Below are 18810 nucleotides of genomic sequence, written 5' to 3' on the forward strand. Positions count from 1 at the left end.
GTTCATCAGGCTACCAAGGTGGTCGATCTAGCGAAGCGTGGGCTTCAGCTACGACATCGATCCAGACCATGACTTGGTGCCAGTAGTTCGATGCCTTCCGAGTTCGGACGCGACACACACCGTGTGGCAAGGGGTTCTTTCGGTGTCCGGTCCCCGCAGGCTTGATGAATGTCTTCCCGAAGGGTGCGGCTTCCATTCCGAGTTCAGTCGACCAATACCGCTTCGCGGCACTCTCGTCATTGCCTGCATGAAGGTGTAGCCCGAGCTTGAAATCGGCTTTCTCGTCGAGATAGCGACGCACCCAGCGGATGAAGTACCGCAGCGCAGCAGGGTCAGAGTTGGCGAGATCAAGCATGTTGCGAGTCTTGGACCCCTCGGCCCAGTAGAGGACGACACCTCCAACCCACCGTGCATCGTTCAGGTAGGTGTAGCCGGACTTATACGCGTCGCGGCGGATCGAAGCGATTTCGATATGCCTCTTGCGCTGCGTATCCCTGGGGATACCTCGCTGGGTATGCGGACCGGTGCGGTCTCGAATGGCTTCGATCTGGGCGTTCGTCATGGTGACCTCGCGGCACCAGTTCGACAATGTCGACTTTGGTACAGCGATCAGTGTTTGGATCTCAGAGAAAGTGAGGCCAAGGCGGCGGAGGGAGAGGCCGAGTTGCTTGCGTTCCCAGCGGTGCAGGTCTTTCCATGATTCAGCGAGAGCGAGGAGTTCGGGCGGTACGACGGGCTCCATGCTTCATCATCCCGGCCCGGTGTGACAAGTTGTGTGCGTGCGGGGCTGGGCACGGTATCGTCACGGGTCAACCGGGCTGTGGCGCAGCTTGGAAGCGCACCTGCTTTGGGAGCAGGGGGTCGTCAGTTCAAATCTGACCAGCCCGACGTCCACGCGTACCCAGGGTTCCCGTTCGACAAAAAGGTCAACTGGAACCCTGGGTACGGTCGATACCACCTACCGAAGTAGTCTGCGACGGTCTTCGGTGGGATGAATGGAACGCTCCAAGCTGATTCGAATGGCTGCGCTTGGCATCGCGCTGGTCGCTGCCATTGGCACGCTGATCGTTGTTCGTAGCCGCAACGAGGCACCAACTCTGGCAGCGCATCTCACCTGTGACACCGAGGCGGTCGGAGCCACGAGGTTCCGCGAGGTCAGCGCACCGAATCCGGCCGTGTCGTTGACCAAGCTCGCCGATGTGGAAGACCCGACGGATGCCACCATGCGGCCCGGTGATGAGGGCATCTATGTGACGAGCCGCATCGGTCGCGTGCTGAGGATCACGACCTCGGCATCCCCAGAAACCGTGCTCGATGTTGGCACGCTGGACCGCACTTGGCAGGGGGCCCTCATGTCGCTGACCTTCGACCCGTCGGGTCGGTATCTGTATGTCAACTACACGCGAGATGGCGTCAATCATGTGGAGGCTCACGCGGTTGACGGTGATGGGACCGTCGCTCCCGAAGCTGTGTCGATCCTCGCGGTTTCGCAACCGGTTGATGTCCACAACCTCGGGGCGATGGTGTTCGGACCCGACGGCAACCTGTTCATCGCAAGCGGTGACGGTGGCAGTCCCGGCGAGCTTCCCGACATTCGTCGGGACGGCCAGAACATCCGGACCATCTACGGTGGGATCCTTCGCATCGATCCGGATCCGGTGAACGGCGGCTACTCGGTTCCTCAGGACAATCCGTTCGTGGAGGTCGAGGGCGCCGCGACCGAGTTGTGGGTCATCGGGTTTCGGAACCCGTGGAGGTTCAGCTTCGATCGCGAGACAAGCGACCTGTGGGTTGGTGATGTTGGGCAGTGGTGTTGGGAGGAGGTCTCGCAGGTGCCGTTCGTCGATGCGCCCGGAACCAACTTCGGTTGGAGTGGGTTCGAGGGGTTTCACCGAGGCGCCGATGATCCACCCGCCGAGCATCGGCTTCCGGTGTACGAGTACCGTCGCGGTGACCCCGAGGCGGAGATCGCCCACTGCGCGGTCATCGGTGGATTCATCTATCGAGGGGACGGCATCCCGGCACTCCGAGGTGCATATGTGTTTGCCGACTACTGCGCCAGGCAGCTCGAAACCCTCCGTCTGCACGAGGACGGCTCGGTTGAATTCCAGGTTCTCACCGGCACCGACGGGCTTGTCCAGGCGATCGGTACCGATCTCGACGGGGAATTGCTGATTGTCGAAAACGACGCGGTCTATCGACTCGGTCCCGGTTAGGGGCACATCAGGTTGGTCTGACCGCGTGCACGACGACATCGATGGCGGTCGCGTCTGCCTCCTCGACGGAGCGTTCACGCTCACCGAGCTCGATGATGTCCAGACCGGTCAACAGCGGTCTGATCTCGTCCTCACGCCACAGCACCTCCGGATCCTGGGGACCGCCGTAGCCGAAGCCCAGATTCCGGGCTCCATGCCCCACACCGAACAGGACACCCCCCGGCGCAACCGCTTCAACAGCCATACGAATGGCGCCGGCGAATGGCTCAGCAGGCAGCTGGAGGTAGAAGACGATCACGAGGTCGAAGCTCTCCTCCGGTTCCCATGTCGTTGCATCGGCGACGAGCCAAGTGATCGTTGACTGCCCAGCGAGCCTCCGCGCCTTTGCGATTCCCACCGGTGAAAAGTCGATGCCTGTCACCGTCCACCCGTGTCGGGCGAGCCAAATGGCGTTCCTGCCTTCACCGCATGCGATGTCGAGGGCCGTGCCGGGTTCGAGGCCCTCGACGAGCGGTGGAAGGAACTCGTTGGGACCAGCGGACCAGACGAGCTCGGATTCGGCGTAGCGATCATCCCATCGGGTGCTGTCCATCGTCGCATCGTACGATGCTCGGGCTGCGAAGATGCAGCCCATGGTCCCATCCACCAAGGACAGCGTCACGGTCGACGAGATCGCCTGCCTCTTCGAAGGGCACGACATCGCCTGGTGGGTTGCGGGCGGACTCGCCATCGACGCCTTCCTCGGTTGGCAGACCCGCGAGCATGCTGATCTCGACATCGAGATCTACCGTGCGGATGCGGAATTGCTCCACGAGATCTTCGCCGGTTGGGAACTGGCGACGGTTACCGAAGACTCGCTCGACCCGTGGCCGCCTCGAGTCCCGTTGAGCGATGCCGTATACGCGGTGTGCGCGCGACGGGCGTCGACTTCTGCGTGGACGGTGGAAGTCGTCCTTGCTGACGGTGACGACGCTTTCTGGCGATTCCGTCGTGAGACCGGCATCGTGGTGCCCCGAGATGAGGTGTCCCGCGTCATCGACGCGATTCCCTACGGCATGCCCGAGGTCCAGCTTCTGTACAAGGCGCTCAGGCATCGCCGGAAAGACGACCTCGACATGGTCCGTTGCCTGCACCGACTCGAGCGACGCCAACTCGAGTGGCTAGCTACGGCGATCGAGCGCCTCGAGCCGTCGCACCCGTGGATCGATCTGATCGCTGCGGCGCTCACCCGCCACACGACTGGTGTGTGAACCCGGTAACCTCTCCATGCGTTCGCGGGTGTAGCTCAATGGCAGAGCCCCAGCCTTCCAAGCTGGTTACGCGGGTTCGACTCCCGTCACCCGCTCGGCCGGTGGAAGAAGAACCATCGGGAGTAGCCCCCGTAGCTCAACGGGATAGAGCAACGGACTTCTAATCCGTAGGTTGCACGTTCGAGTCGTGCCGGGGGTGCATACAAGACCCGTCGGTGGCAAGGGTCGGCTCGTCCCCGCGTACCCAGGGTAGACAGACCACCACAGTGGGGGTCTGCAGCCCGCAGAACCGCCACGCAGGGTTTTCGACGCAACCGACCGACAGTTTGTCGAACATCTCTCGGCGTAGACCTTGCCGTGATGCATCGCTGTGAATGATGCACTGAGAGCTGGAGGTTGCTCGAATGTTCAGAAATGCAAGCCTGCTGATGGGTCTTGTGCTCGTCGTCACCGCGTGTTCCGGTTCCGATACTGCCGACACAACAACGACATCGTCGACATCAACGACCGTGGCACCTGCGACGACGACAACGGCCCAGTCGACCACGACGATCGGCGAGGTCGGAATCGATGTTGAGGCGATCGTGCCCGGGGAGAACCCAGACGCAGACGCGATCGTCCAGACATACGCAATCGTGTTCGACAGCACGACAACCTTCGAGGAGAAGGCCCCGTTCCTGGTTGATCCTGAGGGACTCGAGTCAACGGTCGACGCCTACACCGATGCCGGTGCCGCGGTAGGAGGCATCTTCCTTGAGGTGACGGCGGTCGGGATCAGTGACGATCTGGCTTCGGTCAACTACGACTTGCTATTCGGCGGGAATGTGTTCCAACCCGATCAGCAGGGTGATGCCGTCCGTGTGGATGGCAGGTGGCAGGTGACGCGCGACTACTTCTGCTCGATCATGGCGCTTGCACGCGTTCCCTGTTCCTGAGTTTCCACATATTCGGTTCATCGTCCATGGTTGCGCCTGACGCGGCGAATGTGAACCGTGAACTTCTCCTACACTTCCCCCGCTCGAGCGTTCGGCTTGCAACCGCTCGGTAGCTTTTGCGAGTCCGCTGGAACATGGTGACCGTAGCTCAGTCTGGTGAGAGCACCGGGTTGTGGTCCCGGGGGTCGCGGGTTCGAATCCCGTCGGTCACCCCAACGCCGCTGGCTCCCCCACATCGGTGGGGGAGCGGCGCGGTGTCGTCTTCGAGGAGCGTGTGTGAAAACAGAGGTCAAGGAGTCCGGACGGTTCGAGCGAACCCTCACGGTTCGGATCAGTAGCGAGGAGCTCGCGACCGCCAAGAAGAAGGCGGCAGCGAAGCTCTCGGCTTCGATGAAGATCAAGGGCTTTCGTCCTGGCAAGGCTCCGGTGGCCGTGGTCGAACGGACCGCCGGTGCCGGGTATCTGCGGTCCGAGGCGATCGAAGAGGCCATCAGGAAGGTCATCCCTGCCGCGATCGATGATGCGGGTCTTGAGCCGGTGACGGTGCCAGCGGTATCGGACATTCGCGACGAGTTCGACGACGGTACCGTCGAGGTCGATGTCGTGGTGACGCTGTGGCCGGTGCTCGAAGCGCTCCCGGACCTCGGGGATTTCGAGATCGAGGTCGAACCTGTCGATGTCACCCAGGAGGCCATCGACGAACAGATCGACGCGCTGCGGAACCAATTCGCCGAGCTTGAGGATCACGAAGGCAAACTGTCTGCGGGCGACTTCGCGATGATCGACATCACCGCCACCGTCGATGGCGAAGAGATCCCCGAGGCAGCGGCACGGGACATGATGTACGAGGTCGGATCGGCGTCGTTCATCGACGGACTCGATGCGATCCTCGAAGGCGCGTCTGCTGGGAGTACCGTCCATGGCGAGGCAACCCTTCCGGAGGGATACACGGACCACGGCGGCCAGCGGGTCACCCTCGAGGTGGTGATCAGGGAGGCCAAGAAGAAGACCCTGCCCGATCTCACCGATGAGATGGCTGCCGACGCAACCGAATTCGAGACCGCGGCCGAGCTGCTCGCAGCGCTCGAACGCAACATGCTTGCGTTCAATATCCACACCCAGCGCAGGGTGCTTCAGGACAAGGTCATTCAATATGTGCTCAACGAAATCGATCTCGACCTGCCAGAAGCGCTCATCGCCGCGGAGATCCAAGCGAGGGTGCGCAATCTCAGTTCCCGTCTCGAATCCGACCATCTCTCCATCGAGGACTACCTGCGCATCGTCGGCAAGGATGAGGAGGCGTTCATCGCTGATACGCGTGCCCAGGCCGAGAACGCCCTCGCCACAAGGGTCCTGCTCGAGAGCATCGCCGCGATCGAGAACTACGAAGTGACCGATGACGACCTTCGTGACCAGATTCGTTCCATGCTGCAGGGACAGGAAGCCGATGTCGACGCGATCCTCGAGGTCTGGAAGTCCGGTGGTCAAGTTGAGTCGCTGACCGGTGATATCCTCCGCGACAAGGCACTGCTGAGCCTGATCGAATCGGCGACTCCCGTCGACTCGGATGGCAACGCCGTCGATCTGACCCCGGTCGAGATCGATGAGCCGCAACAAGAGAACCCACAGAACCCAGATCAAGACCCCACCGACGGTGTCGGGGAGGATGATGACCCTTCCCCCGAACCCGAGGATGCGCCGAACGAGCCGGAGGAATCACTATGAGCTATCTCGTCCCAACGGTTGTCGAACAGACCCCACGCGGTGAACGAGCCTTCGACATCTACAGCCGCCTCCTCAAGGACCGCATCATCTTCCTCGGGACGCCGATCGATGACGGTGTCGCGAACATCATCATGGCCCAGCTGCTCCACCTCGAAGGCGAGGATCCCGACAAGGACATCAACCTGTACATCAACTCGCCGGGTGGCTCCACCTACGCGTTGATGGCGATCTACGACACGATGCAGTTCATCAAGCCCGATGTCGCAACCTACTGTATGGGGTTGGCGGCATCCGCAGCTGCGGTCCTGCTCGCGGCCGGGGCGAAGGGCAAACGGTATGCGCTCCCACACAGCCGCATCATGATCCACCAGCCCCATGTGTCGGGTGTCGGAGGCCAGGCAACCGACATCGAGATCCACGCACGCGAGATCCTCAAGACGCGTGAAGAGATCAACCTGATCCTTGTGGAGCACACCGGCCAGCCGCTTGAGGTGGTCGAAGTCGACACCGAACGCGACTTTTGGCTCGGACCTGACGAAGCCATCGAGTACGGTGTGGTTGACTCGATGTTGACGGGTCGTCAACTCGAAGCCGTCTCCAGCTAGGGGAGCACCGTGGCGAAATACGAGGGATCCGAGCTGCTCAAGTGCAGTTTCTGTGGAAAGTCGCAGAAACAGGTCAAGAAGCTGATCGCCGGCCCGGGCGTCTACATCTGCGACGAGTGCATCGAGCTGTGCAACGAGATCATCGAAGAGGAGCTCTCTGGCACCCAGGAAGTCGAGTTCGCCGAGCTTCCCAGGCCGCATGAGATCTACGAATTCCTCGAGGAGTATGTCGTCGGGCAATCCCAGGCAAAGAAGGTTCTCTCGGTTGCCGTGTACAACCACTACAAGCGGGTGAGGGCAGGAGAACGATCCACCGACGACGATGTGGAGTTGCAGAAGTCGAACATCCTGATGATCGGCCCGACCGGTTCGGGCAAGACGCTGATGGCCCAGACGCTCGCCAAGCTGCTCAATGTCCCGTTCGCGATCGCCGACGCAACGGCCCTGACCGAGGCCGGCTATGTCGGGGAGGATGTGGAAAACATCCTCCTCAAGATCATCACCGCTGCGGACTTCGACACGAAACGAGCCGAGCAGGGGATCATCTACATCGACGAGATCGACAAGATCGCACGCAAGGCCGAGAACCCTTCGATCACACGCGATGTGTCCGGTGAGGGTGTCCAGCAGGCACTCTTGAAGATCCTCGAGGGTTCCGTTGCCTCGGTACCACCCCAGGGAGGCCGCAAACACCCCCACCAGGAGCTGATCCAGGTCGACACGACCAACATGCTGTTCATCTGCGGTGGTGCGTTCGCAGGGCTCGAAGAGGTGATCGCGAAGCGGGTCGGCGGCTCCGCGATCGGCTTCGGCGCCGATGTGAAATCCAAGGAACAGGCGCGGGCCGCCGACATCATCGACAAGGTGATGCCGGAGGACCTCATCAGCTACGGCCTCATCCCGGAGTTCATCGGGCGTTTGCCCGTGATGACCACCGTTGCCGATCTCGATAAGGAATCGCTCGTGAGGGTCCTCACCGAGCCGAGGAACGCCATCACCAAACAGTATGCGCGGTTTTTCGAGATGGACGGTGTCGAATTGGTCATCACCGACGATGCTTTGGTTGCCATCGCCGAACAGGCCATGAAACGCGGAACCGGAGCCAGAGGGCTTCGCGCCATCATGGAAGAGGTCCTGCTCGACACGATGTACGAACTGCCGTCGCGTACCGATGTCGCCCGTGTCGTGATCGACGGCGATGTGGTGCGCGAGCGGGTCAACCCGACGCTTGTACCGATCCAAGATGTGGTGGCGTCGGACCTCCCAGAAGAACGCACCGCGTAGGATCGACCTCGGTGCGGTCGATGACCCCGCACATGCCCCACGACCCGATTGCGGACCCCGCCGAATGGCGTCGTCGGATCGTCATTACACTCCTGTGCCGCGGAGGACGAAGTGAGCGAAGGCCGTGATGAACCCAACGTATCAGCCCGACGAGGTGGAATCGCGGTGGTACAGGGTCTGGGAGGAGTCCGGCTCGTTCCGTCCTGAGGTCAACCCCGACGGTGAGCCGTTCTGCATGGTCATCCCCCCGCCCAATGTCACGGGTGTGCTGCACATGGGGCACGCCCTCGACCACGCGATGCAAGATGTGATCATTCGTCGGAAGCGCATGCAGGGGTTCGCGGCCCTGTGGTTGCCGGGAACCGATCACGCCGGCATCGCGACACAGAATGTGGTCGAGCGCGAACTCCGCAACGAGGGCATGACCCGGCATGACCTGGGGCGCGAGGCGTTCGTCGAACAGGTGTGGGCATGGAAGGCCAGGTCGGGGAACACGATCGCAACGCAGATGCGGCGCCTCGGCAACTCGACGGATTGGAGCCGCGAGCGCTTCACCTTCGATGAGGGACTCAGCACCGCGGTGCGCAAGGTGTTCGTCGACCTGTACCACGAGGGGCTTGCGTACCGCGCCAACCGGATCATCAACTGGTGTCCGCGGTGCCACACCGCCCTTTCCGATATCGAGGTCGAACACCATGAGGTCGCAGGAACCCTGACCCACATCAGGTACCCGTACGCCGACGGATCCGGTCACCTCACCGTGGCAACGACCCGGCCCGAGACCATGCTCGGCGACACCGCCGTTGCGGTGCATCCCGATGATGATCGGTATCGGGAAGCAGTCGGTTCGACCGTCGTGCTGCCGTTGATGGACCGCGAGATCCCGGTGATCGCCGATGATGCGGTCGAATACGAATTCGGCACGGGCGCGGTCAAGGTGACGCCTGCCCACGATCCCGTCGACTTCGAGATCGGGGAGCGTCACGGGCTTCCTTCGATCATCGTGATCGACACGGAGGCACGGATCAACGAGAACGGGGGCACCTTTGCCGGCATGGATCGCTTCGCAGCTCGTGCGGCGATCGTGTCCCGACTCGGCGAGGTCGGTGCGATCGACAAGGTCGAGGAGCATCACCATTCCGTTGGCCACTGCTCCAGATGTAACACGGTCGTTGAGCCGGTCTTGTCGCTCCAGTGGTTCGTGAAGGTCGAGCCACTCGTCAAGCCTGCAATCAGGGCGGTCAAGGACGGCGAGGCGCGGTTCATCCCGCACCGGTGGGAGAAGACCTACTTCCACTGGATGGAGAACCTCAGGGACTGGTGTGTGAGCCGTCAACTCTGGTGGGGACACCGCATCCCTGCCTGGTACTGCGACGGATGCGACGAGACGATCGTGTCAATGGACGATCCGGTGGCGTGCCCCGCGTGCGGTTCGTCGGAGCTGCATCAGGACCCAGATGTGCTCGATACCTGGTTCTCGTCGGCGCTGTGGCCTTTCAGCACACTGGGTTGGCCGGAGGAAACCGACGACCTTGCTCGCTTCTATCCGACGAACACGCTCGTGACCGGCTTCGACATCATCTTCTTCTGGGTTGCTCGGATGCTGAAGATGGGGCTCCATTTCACGGGCAAGGCACCGTTCAGCGACATCGTCATCCACGGGATGGTGCGCGACATGGACGGCGTCAAGATGTCGAAGTCGTCAGGGAATGCACTCGATCCCCTCGAGCTCGCTGACGAGTACGGTGCAGATTCGGTGCGCCTCGCGCTGATCCAGGCAGCCTCACCCGGTCATGACATCCCACTCAACACCGAGTGGGTGGATGCGGCAAGGCGGTTCGGCAACAAGCTGTGGAACGCGCTGCGCTTCGCCGTCGAGTTCATGGAGGTCACCGAAGTCCCACCAAACGGCGGCTATCCGGCCCAACCGGGACCCCAGGACGCCTGGATCCTGTCGCGGCTGCACGAGGTGGTCGGGCAGGTCGATGCCCTCCTCGACGAGTACCGCCTCTCGGACGCCTACGGCGTGGTGTACAACTTCGCGTGGGCAGAGGTGTTCGACTGGTATCTCGAAATGGCCAAGGCGGTCGCCACCGACGAGGTCGACGGCCCCCGCATGCGCCAGACGCTCGGTGTCGTGCTGCGGGATGTGCTCAAGCTGTTCCATCCCGCTATCCCGTTTGTCACTGAGGAGCTCTGGCGCCATCTCGGTGACCGAACCACCCTCTTGGTGACGGCACCGTGGCCGGACCCACCGTCGTATGACGCACCGACCGAGATCGCGTCGCTTCGCGATGTTGTAACCGGGATCAGGCAGTTCCGTTCCCAGCACCAGATCTCGCCGAAGACACCGATCCCCGTGATCGCCGTCGACGATGGTTCGTTGCCGCCATGGTGGATGCGACAGGCTGCGTCGTTGGCGAACGCGTTGCCTCGAAGTGGCCGACGACCGGACCCGATCACCGGGCACTCGCGCCTTTCGGGAGCCGATGTGGAGGCCTACATCCCGCTCGAGGGACTGGTCGACATCGAAGCCGAGCGGCCGAGGGTGAAGAAGGTCATCGATGAGCTTGAGGCAAACCTTGCACGGTCCAAAGCCAAGCTCGACAATCCCCAGTTTGTCGACCGCGCGCCGGGGGAAGTCGTTGACGCCGAACGGGAACGAATCGAGGACCTCGGTACCGAGCTCGTCAAACAACGCGCCTTGCTCGCCGAACTCGGCTGATCCGATGGAACAGCCCTCCATCATCACGACCCGCGAGCAGGCCGAAGCGTTCCTCGATGCCCGCATCGGTGCAGGGGTCCGTCCCGGGCTCGAACGCATCTCCGGCCTGCTTGAGTTGATGGGGAACCCCCACAAGGCTTATCCGTCGATTCACATCGCGGGAACCAACGGCAAGACGACCGTGGCGCGGATGGTGCAGCAGATACTCGGTGCCCACGGGCTCGCAACCGGAGGATTCACCTCACCGCATCTCGGAAGCGTCGAGGAGCGCTTCGCTATCCACGGCGAGACGGTCGAGCCGGAGGAGTTCACCAAGGCCGTCGCCGACATCGCATGGTTTGTCGAGCGGTACGAAACCGACACCGACACTACGGTGACCTACTTCGAGGTCACCGTGGCGCTCGCCTTCTCCATGTTCGCCGCCAGAGCCGTCGACGCGGCCGTTGTCGAGGTTGGCCTCGGGGGACGGCTTGACGCGACCAATGTCGTGGACGCCGATGTGTCGATTGTGACCGGCGTCGACATCGACCACACGGAATACCTCGGGTCGACCGTTGTCGACATTGCAACCGAGAAGATGGCGATCCTCAAACAGGGAGGAACGCTCGTGACCGGACCGCTCCCTGCCGACGCGATCGGTGTTGCTGCCTCCCGAGTCGAGGCGGCAAGGGCCAACTGGATTCGGCACGGATTCGATTTTTCCGTGACGGACGCGACCCTCGCCGTTGGCGGCTGGCGCTGCTCGGTCGCCGGTGTGCACGGGGACTACGACGGACTGTATCTGCCCCTCCATGGGCGTCACCAGGTCGAGCACCTCGCCCTGTCGGTGGCGTCGTGCGAGATGTTGCTCGGACGGGAACTCGACCACGACGCCCTTGTGCTTGCGGTGGAATCGGTGACTTCGCCCGGACGGCTCGAAGTCGTGCGGAGGCGTCCCGTTGTGTTGCTCGACGGAGCGCACAACGCTCAGGGATTCCGAGGCCTTGCAGCGACGATCGACGATGAGTTCCCTGCGATGGAGTGGAGGATGGTCCTCGGCATTCGGGGCGAACGATCCGTTGAGTCCCTCATTGCCCCGCTCGTCGGCCAGGTTTGCAAGGTGTATGCAACTGCGGCGAACGATGAGAGTGCGATCGCCCCCGATGTCATTGCCGCCGCGGCGGCCGATGTGCTCGAGGTGCCAGCTGCTGCCTATGAGCGATCCGAACAGGCGCTTGCCGATGCGGTTGCCGACGCAGGCGTCGATGGCGGCGTGATTGTCACGGGTTCGTTGTATCTCGTTGGGGAAGTGCGGCATCTCTTCGAAGTCGCGGTGGACGCGTCTGCCGGGGCACATCTGCGTTTCGAACCCGAGGTTCTCGACGACTGAGCGCAGTGTCGTGACTCGGTGCCGGTAGTCGGCAGGCGGTCGATACCCTCTCCGCACCTTTCGCCGTGCATTCAAGGGGAGCGTCATGGCAGATGAGCACACCTTCGTGATGGTCAAGCCCGACGGGGTCGCCCGTCATCTCGTGGGTGAGGTCATCAGCCGCCTCGAACGCAAGGGTCTTGCGCTGGTCAACATGCAGATGCTGACCATCGATACCGAGCTCGCCGATCGGCACTACGCCGAACATGTCGACAAGGCGTTCTACCCGGAACTCGTTTCGTTCATCACCTCGGGTCCGGTGGTGGCTATGGAGTGGTCAGGTGAGCGCGCCGTCGAGGTCGCAAGGAGCCTCATGGGTGTCACCGATCCGGCCGCCGCGGCGCCCGGCACGATACGCGGGGACTTCGGGCTCGCTATCACCGAGAACATCGTCCACGGCTCGGACTCGGTTGCAAGTGCCGAGCGTGAGCTCGGCATCTTCTTTCCCTGACCGGCTTTTCGTTCGATTGGTGGTCCGGTGGTTACACTCGGGCCCAACAGTCCGGAAGACACATGAACAGCCTTCTCTCATTTGCTGGCCGCGATATGGCGGTCGACCTGGGCACGGCCAACACCCTCGTTTTCGTCCGCGGACAGGGCATCGTGCTCAACGAGCCATCGGTCGTTGCCATGAACACCCGCGACAACCGCCCACTCGAGGTCGGGATGGCCGCGAAGCGGATGATTGGACGGACACCGTCGTACATCCAGGCGATCCGGCCTCTCCGTGACGGCGTCATCGCGGACTTCGATGTCACCGAGAAGATGCTTCGGTACTTCATCGACAAGGTCCACACGGGTCGTTTTGCCGCAAGGCCACGGATCGTCATCTGCGTCCCGTCAGGAATCACCGCTGTCGAGCGAAGAGCGGTCGAGGAAGCGGCGTATCACGCCGGAGCGCGTCGTGCCTACACGATCGAAGAACCGATGGCGGCGGCGATCGGCGTCGGTCTCCCTGTCCACGAGCCCACGGGCTCGATGGTGGTCGACATCGGCGGTGGAACGACCGAGGTGGCCGTCATCTCGCTCGGGGGGATCGTCGTTTCGAAGTCATCGCGTATCGGCGGCGATGAACTCGACGAGGCGATCATCCAGTGGGTCAAGAAGGAATACAGCCTCATGCTCGGTGAACGGACTGCCGAGCAGATCAAGATGGCGATCGGGTCCGCATGGCCATATGCGGACGAACCTGCCGCTGAGGTTCGAGGGCGCGATCTCATCACGGGGCTTCCGAAGACCATCGTGCTGTCAAGCGCCGAAGTGCGCGAGTCGATCGAAGAACCCGTTCAGTCCGTTGTCGATGCGGTCAAGTACACCCTCGACAAGACACCTCCTGAATTGGCTGCCGACATCATGGAGCGTGGCATCGTCCTCACGGGGGGCGGCGCCTATCTCAAAGGGCTCGATGTTCGGATCGCGCACGAGACCGGCATGCCGATCGTGACGGCCGACCGCCCGCTCCACAGCGTTGTGCTGGGATCCGGGGCGTGTCTCGAGGAGTTCGATGTGCTTCATGTCGTGCTCCAGTCGTCCGGCCGCGCCTAGGTGGGCGTGCCCTTCCGCTGATGCTCCCCTCCGGGCGCCGAATCACGAGGACGACGATCCTGTTCGCTTCACTCGTCGCGATCGGCTTCCTCATCGCGACCTTCGATGTGCGCGACGACGGTGACAGCGTCGCCAATGTGCTCCGGGAAGGCACCCAGTCCATCTTCGAGCCGCTTCAGAAAGCAACCGACTGGGTCGCAAGTCCCGTCGTTGGGTTCGTCGATGGGGTCACAAATCTCGCAGGGCTCCGGACCGAGAACGAACGCCTCCAAGACCGTGTGGCCGAGCTCGAAGCCCAGGTGCTCGAATCGACGGCCCTCAAGGAGCAGGTGAGGCAGCTCGAAGCCATCGCCGGGATCGATGCACCTCTCGAACTCCCGACCGTCACCGCGAAGATCTACTCGTCGGGACCGTCAGCGTTCGACAATGCCCGGTTCATCGACAAGGGGGCCAACGACGGCATCGCCGTCGGACAGCCCGTCATCGACGAGAACGGCCTGATCGGAAGGGTCGATCTCGTGTCGGCAAACGATGCGAGGATCAGGCTCATCATCGATCCCCTTGTGTCGGCTGGCGTGCGGGTGCAGTCGACGAACGAGACCGGCATCGTGACCGGAAGAGGTGACGGACCGCTTCGGCTCGAGATGTTCAGAGCAACCCTCAGCGTTGCCGCGGGCGACCTCGTGGTGACCGACGGGACGAGGTTCCCACCCGGGCTGGTCGTCGGGCGCATCACCGAGGATGCAACCGCCGAGGTTGGGTTCGTCCTGCGCGTCGGTGTCGAGCCTGCGGCAAACCTCTCCCAGGTCGACTATGTGAAGGTGATCATCGGTTGGACGGCGCTCGATGCAGACCTCCAGGACGGAATCATCGACACATCGGTCGCGACGACCTCGACAACGACCATCCCGGTCACCACGACCGAGGCGGGTGGCTGATGAGCCGAGCGCGCGTCGCAATCGCATTGCTCGCCGTGGTCGCGTCTCTCGTGATCCAGACCACGATCTTCGGTGCCTCCGGGATCGAGCCGCTCGGCGTCGCGCCGGCGTTCGTGACCCTGGTCGTGATCGGGATCGGGCAGTATGTCGAGGCCGAGTATCACCTCCTCCTCGGATTCACCGCAGGAATCCTTGCGGACCTGATGGGAAGTGGAACGCTCGGTCTGTGGGCAATGACCCTCACCGTCGTGGCATACGCCTCGTCGCGGTTGCGGTCCCGATTCAACGAAGGGATCCTGCTTTCGGCAGTCCTCGTGTTCTCGCTCACCCTGCTCGGTCAGGTCCTGTTCGTGGTGCTCGGGACGCTCTTCGGTCAGAATCTGCTCAAGGACCAGGCGCTCGCAGCAAAGATCATCTTGCCCGCGTTGTGGAATCTCTTCCTTGCGTGGCCGGTTCTGTGGATTCTGTCGCTCGCCTTCCGTAGACCGAGTCAGGGGTGGGCGACATGACGAGCACCGTGAGGACCGTCGTCATCGGGTTCGTCTTCGTTGCGCTGCTCGGCGTCCTCGTCCTGCGCTTGTGGACCATGCAGGTCACCGACGCCGCTGCGTACGAGGTCCGCGCCGAGAGCAACCAGGTGCGGGTTGTACGGACACCAGCCCCACGGGGGGACATCTTCGATGCGAACGGCGTCAAGCTGGCAGGGACACGCTCCGCGCTCGCGGCAGTCGTTGATCTCGCCCTCGTCGACGACGATGACCTCGAGATGCTTGCAAGGAACCTTGCGGCCTTCCTCGACGGGGACGCGTCCGAGATCCTCGAAACCCTCGAGGATGCCGACGGACCCCAAGTGACCGTTGCGGCGGACCTCACCGATTACCAGGCCACCTTTGTGGTGGAGCACCGTGAGGTATTCCCGGGCGTCAACATCATTCCCCAACCAGTGCGCATCTATCCGCGAGGTGAGATCGGAGCGCATGTGATCGGGTACATCGGGAAGCCGAACGCCGAGGACCTCGAACGCGAGAATGTCAACGGCAACACCTTCGTCGGCAAAGCGGGCGTCGAGGCGTATTACGACGACGAACTGCTCGGAACCGAAGGGCTTGTCGAGTATCAGGTCGATGCGAGGCGCAAGGTTCTCTCCCTGGTGGGGGAGGAAGCGCCGACTGCTGGCGGAAGTCTCGTTCTGACGATCGATGCCGAGGCGCAGGCTCAACTCCAGGCGTCACTGCGAGACGGCCTCATCCTCGCGAGACGCGACGAGATGGAACAACGCGCCGCCGAACTGTCCAAACAGTCGATAGCCGACCGGCTCGCCGAAGCGCTCGCAGACGCCCAGCAGGCAGCCAGGGAACAGGAAGCAGACCGCACCGAACAGGACACGACCGAGCCGGGGACCGCGGAACCGGGTACTGACGACGACGATGTCGCATCGCCGGTGGCCGACATCACGATCGATCCTGCCGAGGTCCTTGCTTCGCTGTATCCGGGACTCCCGATCGACGACAACGGTGTCTGTGTGCCGGTCCAGCGGGTCACCGTTCCACTCGACGGGGACGCGGTCCTGTCGGGCTCAGAGCCACGATTCATCCGACTGGAATCGATCGTCGACACGGACGGTGTCCTCGAGGCGACCCTCGCGCTCGGACAGGATCGGTTCACCGTGCGGGACAACCAGTCGTTTGCCTCGACACTCCAGGTCGTCGCCGTTCAAGAAGACAGGGTCATCCTGCATCACAAGGACAAGTGGTGTCCGGTTCGGGCCATCGGCACGGTGATTGATCCCAACGACGGGTCCGTTGTCGCCATGGCCTCATATCCCGCGTACGATCCGGCGGCCTTCGTTGACGGGCTGAGCGATGACCAGTGGGCGGCGTTGACGACCGAGTCGGCATTCCAGAACTTCGCCGTCCAAGGCCTGTATGCCCCCGCTTCGACTTTCAAGACGGTGCCGTATGTCCTCGCGATGGAGGAGGGGTTCTACCCAGTCGATCGCGGCGCCGGTGACAAGGAGCTCGTCGACGATACCCAACCCGCCCCGGCGGAGCCGTTGACGACTCACACGGATCTGTACAACTGCTCGGGGGAGTTTCGGTTCGAGCTCAACGATGGAACGACCCAAAAGAAGCGAGATTGGCTTTCACGGGGTCATGGGCCTCTCGACCTGCACGGCGCCCTTGTGGAGTCGTGCGATCTCTACTTCTGGGATGTTGCGCTGCGGTTGTGGGAGGAACGCAACGACGAGTCCGGAGTGGACAAGGAGAACCTGCTTCAGGTCTACGCACGGAACTTCGGTTTCGGCACCGCGACCGGCATCGACCTGCCATTCGAGCGAGATGGCCTTGTACCGGACCGTGCTTGGTTCCAGGCCGAGCAGAGCGCGAACTCGCCACGGGTTCGACCAGACGGCCCATGGGTCGGAGGTGACCTCATGGACATCGCGGTTGGTCAGGGGGCGATGCTGACGACGCCGCTCCAGATGGCCAACGGCTACGCCGCCATGGTCAACGGGGGAACGCTGTACTCGCCTCGGGTCGTTGATCGAATCGTCGACGGCGACGGCAAAACCATCCGAACGATTCCTTCAACGGTGATCCGCAAAGTGGACATGGATCCATCAACAGTGCGGTGGCTCAGGACAGACCTCCAACGAGTTGTCAATGACCTCGGCGGTCCCGACAACTATGGCGGAACCGGCAAGTCGGCGTTCTACGACCGCAGCGGCCGGAACATCTTCGGCGATGGTGTCGACACGATCGGGGGGAAGACGGGCACCGGCGAGGTTATCAAGGCTCCGGATTCCGAGGCGTTCCGCGAGGTCGACAACGCGTGGTTCATCGGCGTCGCGCCGATCAGCAGCCCCGATTTCGTCGTCACCATCGTGGTCGAGCGCGGCGGGTCCGGCGGCCGAGTCGCTGCACCGATCGCCCGCCAAGTCCTGCAGTACCTCCTCAATGGTCCCGAAGGTGTGACCGATCTCGCGCCAGGATTGGACGCCGACTGATGGCCATCGACCGCCGCGACTCGATTCCGATCTCGTTCATGCACCGCGAGTTGCCGCTCAAGCCAGACCTCGTCCTCGTCCTCACCTACCTTGCGATCACGGCGATCGGCCTGCTCATGGTGTACTCGGCAACGGCGCCGGGTCTCGAGAACCGTGGTCTGGATCCGACGACCGAACTCAAAGAGCAGGCCATCTTCGTCGTGATCGGTTTTGTCGTGTTCGGTCTCATCTCGTGGATCGACCTGACTGAGATCCGTGGCTTCGTGACACCGATCTATGTGATCTCGATGCTGCTTCTCGTGCTGGTGTTTGTCGTCGGTGACAACGCGCAGGGAGCGATTCGCTGGATCGACATCGGCTTCCTGCGTTTCCAGCCGTCGGAGGTCGCGAAGGTCGCGACGATTCTCGCCCTTGCATCGGTGCTTGCCGCCGTCGAGCCGCCTCTGCGGTGGGTCTCCGTTGCCAGGTCGGTGATGCTCGTCGCGTTGCCCGGCGTGCTCATCTTTCTCCAGCCCGACCTCGGAACCATGCTTGTGTTCGCGTTCGTGCTGATCACCATGCTGTTCGTGGCGGGCGCGACCGCTCGACAGCTCGCCTTCCTCGCGGTTGTGACGATCATCGGGACGGTGGGGGTGTTCCAACTCAACCTCATCCAGCAATACCAGATCAACCGGCTGACCGCGTTTGTCAACCCGGGGGCACACGAGTTGAGCCTTTCGTACAACCAGGTCCAGTCCGAGATCGCCATCGGTTCGGGTGGACTGTTCGGCAAGGGGCTCTTCGAAGGATCGCAAACGAACCTTGAGTTCGTGCCGGTGCAGGCGTCGGACTTCATCTTCACCGCGGTTGGGGAGCAATTCGGGTTCATTGGATGCGTCACGGTCATTGTCTTGATCGGGATTCTCCTGTGGCGTCTCCTCCGGATCGCGCAAAGCGCCAGGAACCGGTTCGGGTATCTCGTCACGATGGGGGTCGCTGCGATGCTTGCCTTTCATGCGTTTGTCAACATCGGAATGACGGTTCGGATCATGCCGGTGACCGGGCTCCCGCTCCCGTTCATGTCCTCGGGTGGAACCTTCTTCGTGGTGATGAGTGCTGCGCTCGGGCTCGCGCACTCGTCGTGGATTCGTCGTCCCCCCGCCCCCGGCGAAGCCCGCCGAGACAGTTGACAG

16 protein-coding genes and 4 tRNA genes are annotated in these 18810 nt (G+C 62.5%); 18 read left to right on the plus strand and 2 right to left on the minus strand.

Annotated features, from left to right (window positions below):
- Positions 1 to 10 precede the first annotated feature (10 nt).
- Positions 11 to 742 (minus strand): hypothetical protein, encoded by a 732-nt coding sequence (locus R2823_10330; protein ID MEZ5176583.1) that lies wholly within the window; start codon positions 740 to 742, stop codon positions 11 to 13.
- A gap of 72 nt (positions 743 to 814) precedes the next feature.
- On the opposite strand from R2823_10330, the gene R2823_10335 reads away from it, so the two are divergent.
- Together R2823_10335 and R2823_10340 are read left to right on the plus strand one after the other, a co-directional pair.
- A tRNA-Pro gene (locus R2823_10335) sits at positions 815 to 888 on the plus strand.
- 107 nt (positions 889 to 995) lie between these two features.
- Positions 996 to 2216: a PQQ-dependent sugar dehydrogenase gene (locus tag R2823_10340; protein ID MEZ5176584.1), complete on the plus strand. Its 1221-nt coding sequence runs from the start codon at positions 996 to 998 to the stop codon at positions 2214 to 2216.
- 7 nt (positions 2217 to 2223) lie between these two features.
- Here R2823_10340 and R2823_10345 read toward each other — a convergent pair whose 3' ends face one another.
- Positions 2224 to 2808, minus strand: coding sequence for a class I SAM-dependent methyltransferase (locus tag R2823_10345; GenBank protein MEZ5176585.1), 585 nt, complete (start codon positions 2806 to 2808; stop codon positions 2224 to 2226).
- A 40-nt stretch (positions 2809 to 2848) separates the two neighbouring features.
- Between R2823_10345 and R2823_10350 the strand changes: the two genes are divergently transcribed.
- The 16 genes from R2823_10350 (at position 2849) to rodA (ending at position 18807) form a co-directional block, all read left to right on the plus strand.
- Positions 2849 to 3466 carry a hypothetical protein gene (locus tag R2823_10350; GenBank protein ID MEZ5176586.1) on the plus strand — a complete coding sequence of 206 codons (618 nt, stop codon included), beginning with the start codon at positions 2849 to 2851 and terminating at the stop codon, positions 3464 to 3466.
- A gap of 24 nt (positions 3467 to 3490) precedes the next feature.
- Positions 3491 to 3561 (plus strand) — tRNA-Gly (locus tag R2823_10355).
- Between the two features lie 30 nt (positions 3562 to 3591).
- A tRNA-Arg gene (locus tag R2823_10360) sits at positions 3592 to 3665 on the plus strand.
- Positions 3666 to 3870: 205 nt separating this feature from the next.
- A complete protein-coding gene (locus tag R2823_10365) occupies positions 3871 to 4401 on the plus strand; it encodes a hypothetical protein (GenBank protein ID MEZ5176587.1) in 531 nt (176 codons plus the stop codon).
- A gap of 137 nt (positions 4402 to 4538) precedes the next feature.
- A tRNA-His gene (locus R2823_10370) sits at positions 4539 to 4616 on the plus strand.
- A 61-nt stretch (positions 4617 to 4677) separates the two neighbouring features.
- The gene (gene tig / locus R2823_10375) at positions 4678 to 6126 is read left to right on the plus strand and encodes a trigger factor (GenBank protein ID MEZ5176588.1); all 1449 of its coding nucleotides are present in this window, start codon (positions 4678 to 4680) and stop codon (positions 6124 to 6126) included.
- Complete coding sequence (locus R2823_10380; GenBank protein ID MEZ5176589.1) at positions 6123 to 6731, plus strand: ATP-dependent Clp protease proteolytic subunit; 609 nt, start codon at positions 6123 to 6125, stop codon at positions 6729 to 6731. The genes tig and R2823_10380 overlap by 4 nt, the downstream gene beginning before the upstream one ends.
- Before the next feature lie 9 nt (positions 6732 to 6740).
- Positions 6741 to 8015 carry an ATP-dependent Clp protease ATP-binding subunit ClpX gene (gene clpX / locus R2823_10385; GenBank protein MEZ5176590.1) on the plus strand — a complete coding sequence of 425 codons (1275 nt, stop codon included), beginning with the start codon at positions 6741 to 6743 and terminating at the stop codon, positions 8013 to 8015.
- A 127-nt stretch (positions 8016 to 8142) separates the two neighbouring features.
- Positions 8143 to 10740: a valine--tRNA ligase gene (locus R2823_10390; GenBank protein MEZ5176591.1), complete on the plus strand. Its 2598-nt coding sequence runs from the start codon at positions 8143 to 8145 to the stop codon at positions 10738 to 10740.
- A gap of 4 nt (positions 10741 to 10744) precedes the next feature.
- Positions 10745 to 12109, plus strand: coding sequence for a Mur ligase family protein (locus tag R2823_10395; protein MEZ5176592.1), 1365 nt, complete (start codon positions 10745 to 10747; stop codon positions 12107 to 12109).
- An 85-nt stretch (positions 12110 to 12194) separates the two neighbouring features.
- Positions 12195 to 12599: a nucleoside-diphosphate kinase gene (gene ndk / locus R2823_10400; GenBank protein ID MEZ5176593.1), complete on the plus strand. Its 405-nt coding sequence runs from the start codon at positions 12195 to 12197 to the stop codon at positions 12597 to 12599.
- 62 nt (positions 12600 to 12661) lie between these two features.
- Positions 12662 to 13693 (plus strand): rod shape-determining protein, encoded by a 1032-nt coding sequence (locus R2823_10405; protein MEZ5176594.1) that lies wholly within the window; start codon positions 12662 to 12664, stop codon positions 13691 to 13693.
- 20 nt (positions 13694 to 13713) lie between these two features.
- Positions 13714 to 14631 carry a rod shape-determining protein MreC gene (gene mreC / locus R2823_10410; GenBank protein MEZ5176595.1) on the plus strand — a complete coding sequence of 306 codons (918 nt, stop codon included), beginning with the start codon at positions 13714 to 13716 and terminating at the stop codon, positions 14629 to 14631.
- Positions 14631 to 15140 (plus strand): rod shape-determining protein MreD, encoded by a 510-nt coding sequence (gene mreD / locus R2823_10415; GenBank protein MEZ5176596.1) that lies wholly within the window; start codon positions 14631 to 14633, stop codon positions 15138 to 15140. Before mreC ends, mreD begins: the two co-directional genes overlap by 1 nt.
- Complete coding sequence (locus R2823_10420; protein ID MEZ5176597.1) at positions 15137 to 17638, plus strand: penicillin-binding transpeptidase domain-containing protein; 2502 nt, start codon at positions 15137 to 15139, stop codon at positions 17636 to 17638. The genes mreD and R2823_10420 overlap by 4 nt, the downstream gene beginning before the upstream one ends.
- Positions 17638 to 18807 carry a rod shape-determining protein RodA gene (rodA, locus tag R2823_10425; protein MEZ5176598.1) on the plus strand — a complete coding sequence of 390 codons (1170 nt, stop codon included), beginning with the start codon at positions 17638 to 17640 and terminating at the stop codon, positions 18805 to 18807. Before R2823_10420 ends, rodA begins: the two co-directional genes overlap by 1 nt.
- Positions 18808 to 18810: the final 3 nt, after the last annotated feature.

This window comes from Acidimicrobiia bacterium (assembly GCA_041393965.1).
Classification (GTDB): Bacteria; Actinomycetota; Acidimicrobiia; order Spongiisociales; family UBA5794; genus UBA5794.

What these genes read in the sequence shown, in the direction of transcription:
- R2823_10330 (MEZ5176583.1), bottom strand. Translation starts at nt 742, where the DNA reads ATGGAGCCCGTCGTACCGCCCGAACTCCTCGCTCTCGCTGAATCATGG.
- R2823_10340 (MEZ5176584.1), top strand. Translation starts at nt 996, where the DNA reads ATGGAACGCTCCAAGCTGATTCGAATGGCTGCGCTTGGCATCGCGCTG.
- R2823_10345 (MEZ5176585.1), bottom strand. Translation starts at nt 2,808, where the DNA reads ATGGACAGCACCCGATGGGATGATCGCTACGCCGAATCCGAGCTCGTC.
- R2823_10350 (MEZ5176586.1), top strand. Translation starts at nt 2,849, where the DNA reads ATGGTCCCATCCACCAAGGACAGCGTCACGGTCGACGAGATCGCCTGC.
- R2823_10365 (MEZ5176587.1), top strand. Translation starts at nt 3,871, where the DNA reads ATGTTCAGAAATGCAAGCCTGCTGATGGGTCTTGTGCTCGTCGTCACC.
- R2823_10380 (MEZ5176589.1), top strand. Translation starts at nt 6,123, where the DNA reads ATGAGCTATCTCGTCCCAACGGTTGTCGAACAGACCCCACGCGGTGAA.
- R2823_10390 (MEZ5176591.1), top strand. Translation starts at nt 8,143, where the DNA reads ATGAACCCAACGTATCAGCCCGACGAGGTGGAATCGCGGTGGTACAGG.
- R2823_10395 (MEZ5176592.1), top strand. Translation starts at nt 10,745, where the DNA reads ATGGAACAGCCCTCCATCATCACGACCCGCGAGCAGGCCGAAGCGTTC.
- ndk (MEZ5176593.1), top strand. Translation starts at nt 12,195, where the DNA reads ATGGCAGATGAGCACACCTTCGTGATGGTCAAGCCCGACGGGGTCGCC.
- R2823_10405 (MEZ5176594.1), top strand. Translation starts at nt 12,662, where the DNA reads ATGAACAGCCTTCTCTCATTTGCTGGCCGCGATATGGCGGTCGACCTG.
- mreC (MEZ5176595.1), top strand. Translation starts at nt 13,714, where the DNA reads ATGCTCCCCTCCGGGCGCCGAATCACGAGGACGACGATCCTGTTCGCT.
- mreD (MEZ5176596.1), top strand. Translation starts at nt 14,631, where the DNA reads ATGAGCCGAGCGCGCGTCGCAATCGCATTGCTCGCCGTGGTCGCGTCT.
- R2823_10420 (MEZ5176597.1), top strand. Translation starts at nt 15,137, where the DNA reads ATGACGAGCACCGTGAGGACCGTCGTCATCGGGTTCGTCTTCGTTGCG.
- rodA (MEZ5176598.1), top strand. Translation starts at nt 17,638, where the DNA reads ATGGCCATCGACCGCCGCGACTCGATTCCGATCTCGTTCATGCACCGC.